The organism is Pseudomonas sp. PI1, from assembly GCF_000812405.1.
Classification (GTDB): Bacteria; Pseudomonadota; Gammaproteobacteria; order Pseudomonadales; family Pseudomonadaceae; genus Pseudomonas; species Pseudomonas citronellolis.
On the sequence record NZ_JWMC01000079.1, the window covers coordinates 1 to 14,612 of the forward strand.

The 14,612-nt window shown below is 70.0% G+C and carries 13 protein-coding genes; 4 read left to right on the top strand and 9 right to left on the bottom strand.

What is annotated here, in order from left to right:
• The first annotated feature begins 481 nt into the window (after positions 1-481).
• Positions 482-2,098, top strand: a complete 1,617-nt coding sequence (locus tag RN02_RS24890) for an alkaline phosphatase family protein (protein WP_043317661.1) — start codon at positions 482-484, stop codon at positions 2,096-2,098.
• 4 nt (positions 2,099-2,102) lie between these two features.
• On the opposite strand, the gene RN02_RS24895 is transcribed toward RN02_RS24890, so the two are convergent.
• The 8 genes from RN02_RS24895 to RN02_RS24930 all read right to left on the bottom strand — a co-directional run bounded on the left by RN02_RS24895 (position 2,103) and on the right by RN02_RS24930 (position 9,602).
• Complete coding sequence (locus RN02_RS24895) at positions 2,103-2,381, bottom strand: gamma-butyrobetaine hydroxylase-like domain-containing protein (protein ID WP_009622151.1); 279 nt, start codon at positions 2,379-2,381, stop codon at positions 2,103-2,105.
• Positions 2,378-3,343, bottom strand: coding sequence for a HEAT repeat domain-containing protein (locus RN02_RS24900; RefSeq protein ID WP_043317664.1), 966 nt, complete (start codon positions 3,341-3,343; stop codon positions 2,378-2,380). Before RN02_RS24900 ends, RN02_RS24895 begins: the two co-directional genes overlap by 4 nt.
• On the bottom strand, positions 3,340-4,194 hold the full coding sequence (locus tag RN02_RS24905) for an ABC transporter ATP-binding protein (RefSeq protein ID WP_043317665.1): 855 nt from the start codon (positions 4,192-4,194) through the stop codon (positions 3,340-3,342). Before RN02_RS24905 ends, RN02_RS24900 begins: the two co-directional genes overlap by 4 nt.
• On the bottom strand, positions 4,191-4,979 hold the full coding sequence (locus tag RN02_RS24910; protein WP_043317667.1) for an ABC transporter permease: 789 nt from the start codon (positions 4,977-4,979) through the stop codon (positions 4,191-4,193). Before RN02_RS24910 ends, RN02_RS24905 begins: the two co-directional genes overlap by 4 nt.
• A gap of 48 nt (positions 4,980-5,027) precedes the next feature.
• Positions 5,028-6,434 (bottom strand): ABC transporter substrate-binding protein, encoded by a 1,407-nt coding sequence (locus RN02_RS24915; RefSeq protein WP_043317669.1) that lies wholly within the window; start codon positions 6,432-6,434, stop codon positions 5,028-5,030.
• A 190-nt stretch (positions 6,435-6,624) separates the two neighbouring features.
• Positions 6,625-6,870 carry a 4Fe-4S dicluster domain-containing protein gene (locus RN02_RS24920; protein WP_009622146.1) on the bottom strand — a complete coding sequence of 82 codons (246 nt, stop codon included), beginning with the start codon at positions 6,868-6,870 and terminating at the stop codon, positions 6,625-6,627.
• 243 nt (positions 6,871-7,113) lie between these two features.
• Positions 7,114-8,856, bottom strand: a complete 1,743-nt coding sequence (locus RN02_RS24925) for a fumarate reductase/succinate dehydrogenase flavoprotein subunit (RefSeq protein ID WP_052267856.1) — start codon at positions 8,854-8,856, stop codon at positions 7,114-7,116.
• Positions 8,853-9,602 carry a GntR family transcriptional regulator gene (locus tag RN02_RS24930; protein ID WP_043317672.1) on the bottom strand — a complete coding sequence of 250 codons (750 nt, stop codon included), beginning with the start codon at positions 9,600-9,602 and terminating at the stop codon, positions 8,853-8,855. Before RN02_RS24930 ends, RN02_RS24925 begins: the two co-directional genes overlap by 4 nt.
• Before the next feature lie 306 nt (positions 9,603-9,908).
• On the opposite strand from RN02_RS24930, the gene RN02_RS24935 reads away from it, so the two are divergent.
• Complete coding sequence (locus tag RN02_RS24935) at positions 9,909-10,868, top strand: alpha/beta fold hydrolase (protein ID WP_043317674.1); 960 nt, start codon at positions 9,909-9,911, stop codon at positions 10,866-10,868.
• On the opposite strand, the gene RN02_RS24940 is transcribed toward RN02_RS24935, so the two are convergent.
• Positions 10,856-12,073: an MFS transporter gene (locus RN02_RS24940; RefSeq protein ID WP_043317676.1), complete on the bottom strand. Its 1,218-nt coding sequence runs from the start codon at positions 12,071-12,073 to the stop codon at positions 10,856-10,858. The two genes, RN02_RS24935 and RN02_RS24940, sit on opposite strands and share 13 nt — an antisense overlap.
• A 196-nt stretch (positions 12,074-12,269) precedes the next feature.
• Here RN02_RS24940 and RN02_RS24945 point away from each other — a divergent pair, with 196 nt between their 5' ends.
• Both RN02_RS24945 and RN02_RS24950 read left to right on the top strand, forming a co-directional pair.
• A complete protein-coding gene (locus RN02_RS24945) occupies positions 12,270-13,187 on the top strand; it encodes a ketopantoate reductase family protein (protein WP_043317678.1) in 918 nt (305 codons plus the stop codon).
• Between the two features lie 75 nt (positions 13,188-13,262).
• Positions 13,263-14,393, top strand: a complete 1,131-nt coding sequence (locus RN02_RS24950; protein WP_043317680.1) for an MFS transporter — start codon at positions 13,263-13,265, stop codon at positions 14,391-14,393.
• Positions 14,394-14,612 lie beyond the last annotated feature (219 nt).

Here is a 14,612-nt window from a genome sequence, read left to right on the forward strand (position 1 = left end):
AACAGGCCTAATACATAGATGCAGTCGGGTTTTCATGTTCAAAAGCGGGTTGACGGTGGGGGTGAGTCCATACATAGGAGCGAGCTTGCTCGCGAAGGGCTCCTCCCTTTGGCTACGGTGTTTCGGGGTTACTCCGCTCCCTCTCCCCAGCCCTCGGCTGCGCGCCCCGCCCTGAAGGGAGAGGGGGCTAGTCCGTGCCGAGAACAGGAAGGTTTCAAATGGAGACCTTCGGTGTTGCCGGCTGACTCCAGAACATCCAGGCACACCGAACGGTCCCCTCTCCCTTCAGGGAGAGGGCTAGGGAGAGGGCGCTCTCAACCCCAGTCCCCACAACTCCCGGTGAACTCTGTTCGCGACCAAGCCCGCCCCCACACCACCCACCCCATGCATTCCACGCATGCAAATCTTGCTGCAAATGCGTTTGCCAGAACGCCCCCGCACCCCGCGAAATGACCGCTCCATCCGTCATCCCGAACGCCCCATGAGCCAGCCCCAGCCCATCCGCAACGTCCTCTACATCATGTGCGACCAGCTGCGTCGCGATTACCTGTCCTGCTACGGCCACCCGCACCTGCACACGCCGAACATCGATCGCCTGGCCGCCGAGGGCGTGCGTTTCGCCCGGGCCTATACCCAGGGCACCATCTGTGGGCCTTCGCGCATGTCCTCGTACACCGGGCGTTACGTCAGCAGCCACCAGGTGAGCTGGAACGCCGTGCCGTTGCCGCTGGAGGAACTGACCCTCGGCGACTACCTGCGCCCGGCCGGCATCCGCACCGCGCTGGTGGGCAAGACCCACGCCACCGCCAATCTCGAAGGCATGCAGGCGCTCGGGGTGGACCCGCAGAGCGAGCGCGGCCAGCAACTGGCCGAGGCAGGCTTCGAGCCCTACGACCGCAACGACGGCATCTACCCCGACGGCGAGCTGTTCGCCGACAAGCGCGAAAGCGCGCCCTACACCCATTACCTGCGCGGCCTCGGCTATGCCGGCGACAACCCCTGGCACGACTGGGCCAACGCCGCCGAAGGCGCCAACGGCGAGGTGCTCAGCGGCTGGCAGATGCGCAACGCCGGGCTGCCCACGCGCCTGCCGGAGCCGCACAGCGAAACGGTCTACGCCACCAGCCGCGCCATCGACTTCATGCACGAGCAGGGCGACAGGCCCTGGTGCCTGCACCTGTCGTACATCAAGCCGCACTGGCCCTATATCGCGCCCGCGCCGTACCACGCGCTGTACGGCCCCGGGCAGGTGCTGCCGGCCCTGCGCGCGGCGCCGGGGGAGGAGAGCGAACACCCGGTGTACAAGGCCTTCCAGCAGCACCAGGAGAGCCTGAACTTCTCCCGCGAGGAGGTGCGCAACACCGTGATCCCCACCTACATGGGGCTCATCAGGCAGATCGACGACCAGCTCGGCCGGCTGTTCGAGCACATGCAGTCCAGCGGCCGCTGGGACGACACCCTGATCGTCTTCACCAGCGACCATGGCGACTACCTGGGCGACCACGGCCTGGGCGAGAAGGAGTTCCTGCTGGAGCCGGCGGTGGGCGTGCCGCTGCTGATCCGCGACCCGCGCGCGGCGGCCGACGCCAGCCGCGGTAGCGTCGAGCAGGCCCTGGTGCAATCCATCGACGTGCTGCCGACCCTGCTCGACGCCTTCGCGATACCGCCGGCGGCGCACCGCGTCGAGGGCCGCTCGCTGCAGCCGCTGCTGCATGGGCAACGGCCGGCGGACTGGCGCGACTACGCCATCGCCGAATACGACTACGCCTTCCAGGCCCCGGCCCGCGAGCGCCTGGGCCGGCCCATCGACGCCTGCCGCATGTACATGGTGCGCAGCGAGCGCTGGAAGTACCTGGCCTACGACGGCTTCCGTCCGCAGCTGTTCGACCTGCAGGCGGACCCGAGCGAGCTGCGCGACCTGGGCGCCGAGCCGGCCTACGCGAACGTCCGCGAGCAGCACCAGCGCTACCTGTTCGACTGGCTGCGCGGCCTGAAGCGGCGCACCACCATCAGCAACGAGGAGATCGACCTGCGCGGCCAGGCCTTCCGCTATGGCGAGCCGGAAGGCGGCAAGCTGGTGCGCATCGGCGAGTGGTAGCGGCTCAACCCAGTTCGCGCAGGTAGCTCCAGGGATAGATGCCGCGCTCGTGGCCGTCGTCGAACACCAACTGTACGCCGTAGCCCTGGGGGTTCACGGCGCGCAGCCCGACTTCGGCGCCGACCAGCGTGATGCGCCCCTGCAGGCGCGCCGCGCGGCACTGCGAGCAGGGGCAGGCGCCGCGCAGGCGGGCGAAGGCGATGCGCTGCACTTCGCCGTCGCCCCAGTCGATGCGCAGCTCGCGCTCGTTACTGGAACGGTGCAGGGCGCGGGGCGCGTTCATGCCGGCGCGCCCAGTTGGGTGAGGGCGATGCGCACGGCCTTGCGCACTTCCGGGTCGCCGTCGGTCTGGGCCTGTTGTAGGGCGGGCAGGGCGCGGATGTCGCCCAGCTCGCCCAGGGCCAGGGCGGCTTCCTTGCGCAGGTTGCTGATGGCGTGGCCGAGCAGGCCCTGCAAGGCTTCGCGGGCGGCCTGGTAGCGCAGGTTGCCGAGGGCCCGCGCGGCGCGCAGGCGCACCTGCCAGAAGTCGTCTTCCAGCGCTTGCAGCAACGCCTCGCCGGCTTCCTGCAGGCCCAGCTTGCCGAGGGTGGCGGCGGCTTCCTCGCGGACCTTCCAGGCCTTGTCGCGCAATGCCGCGCCCAGCGCCGGCAGCACGCTGGCGTCGCTGGCCAGGCCGAGGGCGCCGGCGGCGGCGCGGCGCACCTCGCTGTCGGCATCGTCGCTGGCCAGGGCGGCCAGGCGCGGCAGGGCTTCGATGCGCTTGAGCCAGCCGAGGATGCCCACCGCCTCGCGGCGCACACCGGCGTCGGTGTCGTCCAGGGCGGCCAGGGCCGGGTTCACGCTTTCTTCCAGGCGCAGTTCGCGCAGGGCGCGCAATGCGCTGCGGCGCACGAAGGTGTCGGCGTGGGCCGCCCAGGGCAGCAGCAGGCGCCCGGCCTCGGCGGTCTTCAGTTCGCTGAGGCTTTGCGCGGCGGCTTCGCGCACCGTCTCGTCGCTGTCGGCCAGGGCCTGGCATAGGGCCTGGACCACTTCGGGTTCCTCCCAGGCTTCCAGCAGGCGCGCGGCCTCGGCGCGCACGGCGGCGGCCGGATCAATGGTCAGCGCCCGGGCCAGCCAGGGCAGGGCCTCGGGTTCCTCCAGGTCGGCCAGTTCGATCAGGGCGATGCGGCGCACGCCGGGGTCGGCGTGCTGCAGGCGCGGTTGCAGATCGAGGATGTCGGGGTTGTCGGTCGTGAACGGGGTCATATGGCGAATCGCGCTCTTGTCGGATCATTGTTCGGCAGGCCCAGGGGCGTCAGGCGCGGCAGTTGGCGGCCGTCTTCGTGGCGCAGCAGTTCCAGGCAGTGGCGTTTGAGGCGGGCGAAGCCGGCGCTGGTCAGCAGCTCGGCGTGGCGCGGGCGCGGGAAGTCCAGGCGGATTTCCTCGAGGATGCGCCCGGGGCGCGGGCTCATCACCAGGATGCGGTCGGCGAGGAACAGCGCTTCGTCTATGTCGTGGGTGATGAACAGTACGCTGGTGCGCAGACGCGTCCAGATGTCCAGCAGCAGCTCCTGCATCATCATCCGCGTCTGCGCGTCGAGGGCGCCGAAGGGTTCGTCCATCAGCAGCAGGCGCGGCTGGTTGATCAGCACCCGGGCGATCTCCACGCGCTGCTGCATGCCGCCGGAAAGCTGCGACGGCCAGCGATTGGCGAAGCCTTGCAGGCCCACCAGCTGGAGCATTTCCTCGGCCCGGGCGTGGCGTTCGGCGCGCGGCACGCCGCGCATCTTCAGGCCGAAGGCGACGTTGTCGCGCACCCGCCGCCAGGGCAGCAGGGTGTGCTGCTGGAACACCATGCCGCGCTGCGGCGAGGGGCCGCCCACCGGCTGGCCATCCACTTCCAGGCGCCCGCCGCTGGGGCGCAGGTGGCCGGCCAGGGCGCCGAGCAGGGTGGACTTGCCGCAGCCGGAGGGGCCGAGCACGCAGACGAATTCGCCCGGCTCGATGGCGAAGCTCAGCGAGTGCACCGCTTCGAAGACGTCGCGGCCGCTGCCCAGGTGGATCGACAGGTCCTCGACGCGCACGTGCCCGGCGGGCACTCGTTCAGGCAGGCTCATGGCTTGCCTCCGGCCTGGCGCTGCCAGGGCGTGGCCAGGGCGCCGAGCTGGCGCACCAGCAGGCTGCTGGCCATGCCGAGCACGCCGATGAGCAGCATGCCGACGACGATGTCGGGGTAGTTCTGCAAGGTGTAGGACTCCCAGGTGTAGTAGCCGATGCCCCATTGCCCGGAGATCATCTCGGCGGTCACCAGGCAGAACCACGAGGTGCCCATGCCGATGGCAAGGCCGGTGACGATGCTCGGCAGGGCGCCGGGCAGCACCACCTCGCGCAGCAGCGCCAGGCGGTTGGCGCCGAGGCTGCGGGCCGAGGCGAGCAGGCGCGGGTCCACCGCCTCGACGCCGTGGATGGTGTTGAGCAGGATGGGGAAGAGCGCGCCGGTGAAGGTGATGAAGATCATCGACAGCTCGGAGCTGGGGAACATCAGGATCGCCAGCGGTATCCAGGCCACCGCCGGGATCGGCCGCAGCACTTCCAGCGGCGGCAGCAGGCCGTCGCGGGCCCAGCGGCCGCGGCCGATGGCCAGGCCCAGGAGCACGCCGGCGACGGCTGCCAGCAGGTAGCCGGCGAGCACCCGCGCCAGGCTCGCGCCCAGGTGCCGGCCGAGCTTGCTGGACTGCGCCAGTTGCACGGCGGCGTCCAGCACCTCGCCGGGGCCGGGGACGTTGGCGAAGGTGACCAGGCCGAGGTTCAGGTGCCGGGCGCTGGCCAGTTGCCAGAGCGCCAGGCAGGCCAGCAGCGAGGCCAGGCGCAGGCTCCAGCGGGACAGGATTGTGAGGTTCATTTTCGTGGCTCCGCAAGGGCCCGGCGCGCAGGGCGCCGGGCGTGGACGTCAGCGGCTGGCGACGGCCTGCTGGCTGGCACCGGCGAAGTCGCGCACTTCGCCGCCGTTGCTCTGCGCGTAGCGCTCGGCCTGCTCCTTGAGCAGGAAGGCGTCCAGCGCGCCGTCCTTGCCCTGGACGAACCAGGCCTGGCTGGCCAGCAGCTTGATGCCGCTGTCGCTGGCCTGGGCGTAGACGGCGCGGATGTCCTTGCCTTGCTGCTTGAGCTTGGCCAGCTCGCCCAGGGCTTCCCGGGCCGAGGCGTAGCTGCGCACCCTGGGTTCGCCGCGCACCCACACCTGCGCGACGTGGCGCGGATCGGCGATGGCCTTGCCGGTCAGCGCGTCCGTGGCCGTTAGCGGCTGCTGGGCATAGTTCTTCAATGCGGCGTCGTAGTCGGCGCCGGCGGCCTTGAAGGCGGCGCGGATGTAGCGGTCGTCGACGAACTGCTCGACGTTCAGCCCGCGGTCGGCCTTCTTCAGCAGCTTCAGGGTGTCGATGGCGGTGGTCACGGCCTGGCGGTACTCCGGCTTCCAGGTCAGGTCGCGGGTCTGCAGGCCGAGCGGGCCGTGGAACAGGTAGTTCACCTCGGCGGGAATGCCGGCGACCTTCTCGATCAGTTCGCTGTACTTCTCCGGTTCCGCGGCCAGCAGCTGGTTGGCCTCGTAGGTGGCGCGCAGGTAGGCCTCGACGATCTCCGGGTACTTCTGCGCGTAGTCCGCCTCCACCAGCGCGCCGTGGAAGGTCGGCGCCTTGGCTTGCGAGCCGTCGTAGATCTTGCGGGCGATGCCGCGGCTCTCGAACAGCTCGGCGAAGGGCACGAAGTCGGCATGGGCGGCGATCTTGTTGGCCTGCAGCGCGGAGCCGGCGACTTCCGGCGGCTGCGCGATGATGGTCACGTCCTTGTCCGGGTCCCAGCCCTGGGCGGCGATGGCGCGCAGCAGCAGGCCGTGGGCGGTGGAGGCGAAGGGCACAGAGATGGTCTGGCCCTTCAGCTCGGCCAGCGACTGCACCTTGGACGAGGCCGGCACCACGATGCCGTTGCCGCTGCCCTCGATGCTGCCGGAGAGCACGCTGATGAACAGGCTGCGCTTGCCAGCCGCCTCGTGGGCCACGCCGTTGAGCGAGCCGGGGAAGTCGGCCATGGCGCCGAAGTCCAGCTTGCCGGCGACCATCTCGTTGGTCAGCGGCGCGCCGCTGGTGAAGTTCTTCCACTGGATGTCGTACTGCGCGTCCTTGTACTTGCCGTCGTGGGGCAGGTACTTGGGCAGCAGGTTCAGCTCGCGGACCAGCAGGCCGCCGGCGGCGCAGTTGATGGTGGTGTCCTGGGTGCCGATGGCCACGCGGAGGGTCTCGGCATGGGCAGAAAGGCTGGCGATGGCCAGCGCGAGGCCGGCCAGGGTGGTGCGCAAGGTCATGGGTGTTCCCCTCGAATCATGAGTGTTGGAATCGTCTCCGCCGCCGGTGTGCGGTGGGAAACGAGGGGGCGTTGCATCAGGCGTCCGGTGGCGTGTCCGGTAGCGTCGATGGGTATCGCTGCGCTCCACCCATCCTACGAAACACCCGTAGCCTGGGTTGAGCGCAGCGATACCCGGGTTGAGCGGCAGCTCAACGCAGCAGGTAGGGAATCTCCACCTTCACCGCGCCGGTCGGGCAGTCCTTCTCGCAGGGCATGCAGTACCAGCATTCGTCGAAGGCCATGTAGGCCTTCTGGGTGGCCGGGTTGATCGCCAGCAGGTCCATCGGGCAGACCTCCACGCAGACGGTGCAGCCCTTGTCGGCGATGCACTTGTCCTCGTCCACGGTGACCGGGGCGCTGGAGCGGAAGAAGATTTCCTGGGGTTGGTGGGGCATGGCACGGTTCCTCGTGGTGTTGCTGGCCGGTCTTGGTGCCGGTGGTCTGGTGGTTCGGGGGAGGCGGCGGCTCACCACCCTCTCCCCAGCCCTCGGCTGCGCGCCCCGCCCTGAAGGGAGAGGGGGCCGTTCGGAGGTGCTTGGTAACTTGGCGTCATCCTGAAATCTGCGGGTTCCTGCTGCACGGACAGCTCCCTCTCCCGCTTGCGGGAGAGGGCGGGGGGAGAGGGGCTCCTAGGGCTTCTAGGCCGCCTCGTTCTTCACCCGCAACCGCCCGTAGGCCTTCTGCTCCTCATCGTCCAGGGCGATCAGGTACGGCTCCACCGGCTTCTTGAAACTGGTCATCTCGCCTCTCTCGTCCTTCTTCAGGTGCGCATGGCAGAACCACTCGGCATCGTTGCGCTGCGGATAGTCCACGCGGTGGTGGTACAGGCCCCAGCGGCTCTCGGTGCGGAACAGCGAGGCGCGGGCGGCCATCTCGGCGCAGTCGCGGATCACGCTGACTTCCATGGCGCGCATCAGCTCGTGGGGGTTGTTCGCCTTCAGCTGCTCCAGGTCGCGGCCGATCTCGGCGAAGCGCTGCAGGCCGATCTCCATCTTCTTGGTCACCTTGGGCGGCTGCAGGTAGTCGTTGACCATGCGCCGCAGCTTGTACTCCACCTGGGCCGGCGGCAGGCCGTGCTCGCGCCTGAGCGGGGCGAAGACGCGTTCGCGCTCGCGCTCCACCTGGGTCTGGTCGACCTCGCTGAAATCGCGCTCGGCCACGTACTGCGCGGCGTTCTGCCCGGCGAACCAGCCGTAGGTGAAGGCGCCGAGCATGTAGTTGTGCGGCACCGCGGCCATGTCGCCGGCGGCATACAGGCCCTTGACGCTGGTCTCGGCCTTCTCGTTGACCCACACGCCCGAGGCCGAGTGGCCGGAGCAGAAACCGATCTCGGAGATGTGCATCTCGACCATCTGGCTGCGGTAGTCGGTGCCGCGGTTGGCGTGGAACTGGCCGCGGCTGGGGCGCTCGTTGCCGTGGAGGATTTCCTCGATGGTCTGGATGGTCTCCTCGGCCAGGTGGTCCAGCTTGAGGAATACCGGGCCGTTGCCGCCTTCCAGCTCCTGGTGGAATTCCCACATCATCTGCCCGCTCCAGTAGTCGCACTCGATGAAGCGCTCGCCCTTGCTGTTGGCGGTGTAGCCGCCCAGTGGTCCGGTGACGTAGGCGCAGGCAGGGCCGTTGTAGTCCTTGATCAGCGGGTTGATCTGGAAGCATTCCAGGTTCGAAAGCTCCGCGCCGGCGTGGTAGGCCATGGCGTAGCCGTCGCCGGCGTTGGTCGGGTTCTCGTAGGTGCCCATCAGGTAGCCGGAGGCGGGCAGGCCCAGGCGCCCGGCGGCGCCGCAGGCGAGGATCACCGCCTTGGCGCGGAGCACCTGGAACTGCGCGGTGCGGCAGTCGAAGCCGAGCACGCCGTTGACCGCGCCCTCGGCGTCGGTGAGCAGCCGGGTGGCCACCAGGCGGTTGGTGATCTCCACCCGCGCGCGCTTGAGCTGGCGGTAGAGCACCTTCTTGATGTCGTGGCCCTCGGGCATCGGCAGCACGTAGGCGCCCATGTGGTGGACCTTCTTCACCGCGTAGTCGCCCACCTCGTCCTTCTCGAACTTCACGCCCCAGCGGTCGAGCTGCTCGATGGTCTCGAAGCTGTGGGTGGCGTAGGCATAGACGGCGGCCTGGTTGACGATGCCGTCGTTGGCCACGGTGATTTCCTTGGTGTACTGCTCGGGCGTGGCGTGGCCGGGGATGACGGCGTTGTTCAGGCCGTCCATGCCCATGCTGATGGCGCCGCTGCGCTTGACGTTGGCCTTGTCCAGCAGCAGCACGCGCAGCTCGCGGTTGGCTTCCTTGGCCTTGATCGCCGCCATGGGGCCGGCGGTGCCGCCGCCGATGACGACGATGTCGTAGGCGCTTTGCTTGTCTTCTGGGAGGTCGCTGTGGCTCATGCTCGGGGGCCCTTGTGACGGTCGATGCGCAGGCGGTACTGGAAGGCGTCGCCGCGGTAATAGAGGTGTTCGTAGTCCAGCGGATGGCCGTCGGCGCCGTGGGTGAGGCGCTCGATGCGCATCACCGGCGAGCCTTCCTCCACCTCCAGGGCGGCGGCCAGCTCGGCGTCGGCGAGGATGGCGTCGATGGCCAGGTCGGCATGCCCCAGGGGCAGGCCGCAGTCGTTCTCGAGGATCAGGAAGATGTCGCGGCTCACCAGGTCGGCCTTCTCCAGCCGGCGGCCGACGGCCTCGGGCAGGTAGGTGACCTCCAGCGACACCAGCTCGCGGTTGACCAGGCGCGCGCGCTTGATCTGCGCCACGCTATCGCCCTCGGCCACCTGCAGGCGCGCGGCCACCTGGGTGTCGGCCGGCACGAAGCGGAAGCTGCGCAGGCGGTTGATCACCTCGTAGCCGCGCTCGCCCATGGACTCGGCCAGGCCCTGCAGGGTGCTGACGTTCTGGAACGCCTTGGGCCGGGCGACGAAGGTGCCCTTGCCGTGGATCTTGAAGATCAGGCCTTCCTTCTGCAGGTCGCCCAGGGCCTGGCGCACGGTGATGCGGCTGACGCCATGGGCCTTGCCCAGCTCGGCCTCGGAGGGCATGCGGCTGAGCGGCGGGTAGCTGCCGTCGAGGATGCGCGTGCGCAGCAGCTCCTTGAGCTGGCTGTACAGCGGGACGGGGGAGAGGGGGAGAAGTTCGGTCATGGCTATGACTTGTTATGACGAGTTGTGGGGCGACTATAGGGGAATAAGAATCCGGGTGGGAAAGACCGGATTTGCATATGGATATATGCATGTAGGGCGTATAACCGTTCGCGGTTATACGCCGATACGCCGGGGTTATGGCCAACGCCCAGGTCAACCCCGGCGTCGCCGGGAATCAAGGCCAAACGGCGGATAACGCCGTAGGCGTTATGCGCCCTACAAAAGCCCCGCTATTCGTCCAACGAATGGAAATGACGTCGTCACACCCCTGCTGCTAGCGTCCCGACAAAATCCCGGAGATTCGCCATGCCCCCCATCGAGCGACGCCTGCTGCCGGTCAACGGCATCCACCTGTGCGTACACATCGCCGGCCCCGTCGATGGCCGACCGGTCTGGCTGCTGCACGGCTTCCCCGAATGCTGGCACTCCTGGCGCGCGCAGATTCCGGCGCTCGCGCAGGCCGGCTACCGCGTGCACGTGCCGGAGATGCGCGGCTACGGCCGCAGCGACGCCCCCAAGCCCATCGAGGCCTATGACCTGCAGAGCCTGTGCGGCGACGTCCTCGGCGCCATGGACGCCCTCGGCCAGGGCCGCGCGGCGGTGCTCGGGCACGACTGGGGCGCCCTGGTGGCCTGGCACCTGGCGCTGCTCGCCCCGGAGCGGGTGGCGGCCCTGGCCGCGCTGTCGGTGCCCTATGCCGGGCGGCCCAAGCGGCCGGCCACGGAGATCCTCCGCGAGGTCTTCGCCGGGCGCTTCAATTACATCCTCTACTTCCAGCAGCCGGGCGTGGCCGAGGCCGAGCTGGACGCCGACATCGAGCGCAGCCTGCGCCTGTTCTTCCGCGATGCCGGCGACGACGACCCCTTCCTCCAGGACAAACCCGCCGACGCCCGTCTGTTCGAAGGCCAGCCCACGCCCCGGCAACTGCCGGCCTGGTGCGGCGAGGCGGACCTGGCGCATTACATCGAGACCTTCGCCGGCCGCGGCTTCCGCGGGGCGCTCAACTGGTACCGCAACTTCGAGCGCAACTGGCGCTTCAGCGAGCCCCTGGCCGGCCGCCAGGTCGGCCAGCCGACGCTGTTCCTGGTGGGCGACCGCGACCCGGTGGCGAGCCTGGAGGCCTATACCCTCAAGCGCATGCCCGAGGTGGTGGCGGACCTCGAACAGCACCGCCTGGAAGGCTGCGGCCACTGGATCCAGAACGAGCGCCCGGCCGAGGTCAACGCCTTGCTGCTGGACTTCCTGGCGCGCCGCTACCCGGCCTGAACGGTGTCGGCGGCGGGCTCCGGCCACAGCGCCACCAGCACCAGCAGGGCGCCGACCAGCAGGTACGGCAGGCGCGGCTCGACGCCATAGAGCAGGCTGCCGGCCAGCGGCCCGAGCACCACGCCCAGGCCCTGGGCGGCGCCCATGGAGCCGGCGGTGGAGCCTTGTTCGTCGGCGTTCACCGCGTTGGCCGCCAGCGCCGAGAAGGCCGGGAACACCCAGCCCATGCCCGCCGCGGCGACGAAGAAGGCCAGCCACAGCTGCCAGGCCTGCAGCGCCAGGCTGGTGCCGGCGAAGCCGATGCCGGCCACCAGCGCGCCGATGCGGATCAGCCGTTGCGGCGCCCAGTCCAGGCGGCGCACCAGCAACTGGGCGAGGATCAGCGCCACGCCCACGGTGGTCAGCGCCACCCCGGCGGCCTGGGCCGCCGCGCCCGGTGCCAGGCCCAGGCGGTCGAGGGCGAAGAAGCCGACGGTGATCTGCGCCACCGCCACGCAGAACATGGCGACGAAGGCCACCAGCATCGGCCGGCGCAGGCGCGCATCGCCCAGGCGGATGCTCTGCGCGACGCGTTGCAGGTGGTGTTCCTGGCGCTGCAGGCGGGTGAGCAGCGCCAGGAACCCCAGCAGCGGCAGCACGCTCATGGCGTACAGCGGCAGGCTCAGGCTGTGCCGGGCGAGCAGGGCGGCGATGGCCGGGCCCAGCACCATGCCCACGGCATTGGCCGCGCCCAGGCTGGCCAGGGCGGCGGCGCGCTGGCGCGGCGGGTAGTTGTCGGCGACCAGCGCCTGCCCGGCGGCCGGCAGCGCGGCGTAGAAGGCGCCCACCGCGCCACGCCCGAGCAGCAGGCCGAGGAACGACAGCGCGGCGATAGGCTGCAAGCGCAGCGCGGTATCGACGAAGACCGCCAGCAGCACGTAGGACAAGGTCACCCCGGCGCTGCCCAGCAGCAGGATGCGCCGCCGCCCCACGCGGTCGCTGGCATTGCCCCAGGGCCGCGCCAGCAGCAGCCAGAGCACGCCCGACACGGTGACCGCCGCACCGGCCTGCCAGGCCTGCAGGCCGAGCAGCCGGGCGATGGGCCCGACCAGCGAGACGAAGGCCATCATCGCCATGGTCCCGGCCATGGTGGAGAACAGCAGCGGGCGCAGGTCGAAACGGACGTCGGTGGTACCGGGCTGCACGGCTTCGGTGGGGGCGGACACAGCGGGCTCCTGGCGAGAAGGGCGGCGCACGGCTGAGCGGCGCCGCCACGGAAAGGGGAGGCGCAAGGCTAGCACGGCGCTGAGAATTGTTCTCGTCTTCCGGCGGCTGCCTCGAACCATGCATTTTCCCGGCACTGCGTCTATATACAGGCAATGAGCCGGCGCCATCGCGCCGGGCAGCCGAGGAGGGTGGGCCATGCGCATTCTGGTGGTCGGGGCGGGTTCCACGGGTGGTTTCTTCGGCGCGTGCCTGGCCCGGGCCGGGCGCGACGTGACCTTCCTGGTGCGCGCCGGGCGGGCGCACCAGTTGCAGCAGGAAGGGCTGCAGGTGCTCAGCCCCCATGGCGATTTCGTGCTGACGCCGCAACTGGTCGGCGCCGAGCACCTGGACGGACCCTACGACCTCATCCTGCTGACGGTGAAGGCCTACGCCCTGGAGGCGGCGCTGCGCGACATCGTCCCGGCGGTGGGGCCGGGCACGATGATCCTGCCGGTGCTCAACGGCATGCACCAGGTCGACGCCATCGTCGATCACTTCGGCCGCGGGCCGCTGCTGGGCGGCGTGTGCAAGATCGCCAGCACCCTGGACGAGCGCGGCCGCATCGTCCAGTACGGCACCCTCAACGAACTCTCCTACGGCGAGATGGATGGCGCCCGCAGCGAGCGCATCCTGCGCCTGGACGCACTGCTGCAGGACGCCGGCTTCGACGCCCGCCTGAGCCCCGATATCCACCGCGAGATGTGGGAGAAGTGGGTGCTGTTGGCCGCCCTGGGCGGCATCACTTGCCTGATGCGCGGCAACGTCGGCTCGGTGGTCGCCGCGCCCCAGGGCGAGGCCTTCGTCAACCGCTTGCTGGACGAGGTGGTGGCGGTGGTCCGCGCGGTGGGCCTGGAACCACGCGAAGCCTTCCTCGCCGAGGCGCGCCGGCAACTGACCCTGCACGGCTCGCCGCAGACCTCATCGATGTACCGCGACCTGATCGGCGGCCGCCCGGTGGAAGCCGAGCAGATCATCGGCGACCTGCTCGGCCGCGGCCAGGCGGCCGGGCTGGACCTACCGCTGCTGCAGGCGGCCTTCGTGCACCTGGCGGTGTACGAGCAGGGGATGGGCTGAGCGGGGCGGTTCCCCCTCGGCAGACGGGCGCGCATCGGGTAAGGTGCGCGCTTGCCTTGTCGTCCGGGAGGGACCATGTCGTCAGACCCCGCGCAGCCACGCCTGCGCCGCGCCGATAACGATTCCCGCCGCGCCGCCCAGGTCCTCGGCCTGTGCCTGCCCGGCGATGTGGTGCTCTACCTGCTGCTGCCCATGTACGCCGCCGACTTCGGCGTCAGCCTGGCCCAGGCGGGCATCCTGCTGGCGGCCAACCGCCTGGTGCGCATCGTCGGCTACGGCTGGGTGGTGCGCTTCTACGCCCGCCACGGCGACCGCGCCACCTGCAGCCTGGCGGCCTGCGCCTCGGCGTTGTGCGCGCTGGGGTATGCGACGCTCTCCGGCGTCGCCGCGCTGCTGGTGCTGCGCCTGATGTGGGGCCTGAGCTACGCCAGCTTCAACCTCAGCACCCAGACCCTGGCCACCGCCGAGGCCCAGGGCGCCGCGCGCCGCGCCGGGCGTTCGCGGGCGACCATCTCCATCGGGCCGATGCTGGCGCTGCCGCTGGCGGCGGTGATGGCCCAGGCCTGGGGGCCGCGCAGCGTGTTCTTCGTGCTTTGCGCCAGCGCATTGCTGGGCCTGTGGCGGGCGCGCTCGCTGCCGGCCCGGGGGCACGACCTGCACACCCCGAGCGGGCGCCGCCTGCGCCTGCCGGACAGCATCGCCACCTGGTCCTTCATCGAGGGCGTGACCCTCGACGGCCTGTTCATCTTCGGTCTGTCGCTGTACGCGGAAAGCCACCTGGGCGGTACCGGCGTGCTGGTGGCGGGCATCCTGATGGCGGTGCGCTACCTCAGCGAGATGCTCTTCAGCCCCTTCGGCGGCCGCTTGGCCGACCACTTCGGCGCGCTGCGCATGCTGGTGACGCTGTCCCTGGCGACCTCGGCGGCGTTGCTGATCTTCGGCAGCCACTGGCTGTTCGCCGGCGCCTTCCTGGTCCTGCTGCTGCGCGCCCTGCAGCTGCCGCTGGTGATGACCCTGGTGGCCCAGCGCAACCCGCAGAACCGCATCCAGGCCCTGGCCGGCAACGCCATCTGGCGCGACATAGGCGCAGGCCTGGGCCCGATGCTGGCCGGCGTGCTGCTGCCCGTTGTGCCGGCCTTCTGGGCCTACGCCGGCGCCGCGGCGGTGTTGGCGCTCAGCGCGCTGGGGGGTGCCTGGCGGCGTTGATCGTGTGGGTTAGATCGCGGATGGAGTCCGCTCCTACCCCTCCGGCAAACACAATGCCCGTAGGATGGTGTTGAGCGAAGCGATACTCATCGCCATGACCGCATGGGTTTCGCAAGCTCAACCCATCCTACGAAGAGCACCCCGGCGCGGCTTGTAGGAGCGCGCCCTGCGCGCGATTCGCGGGCAGGGCCCGCTCCTACAGGGAATGGTGCGGGCGGG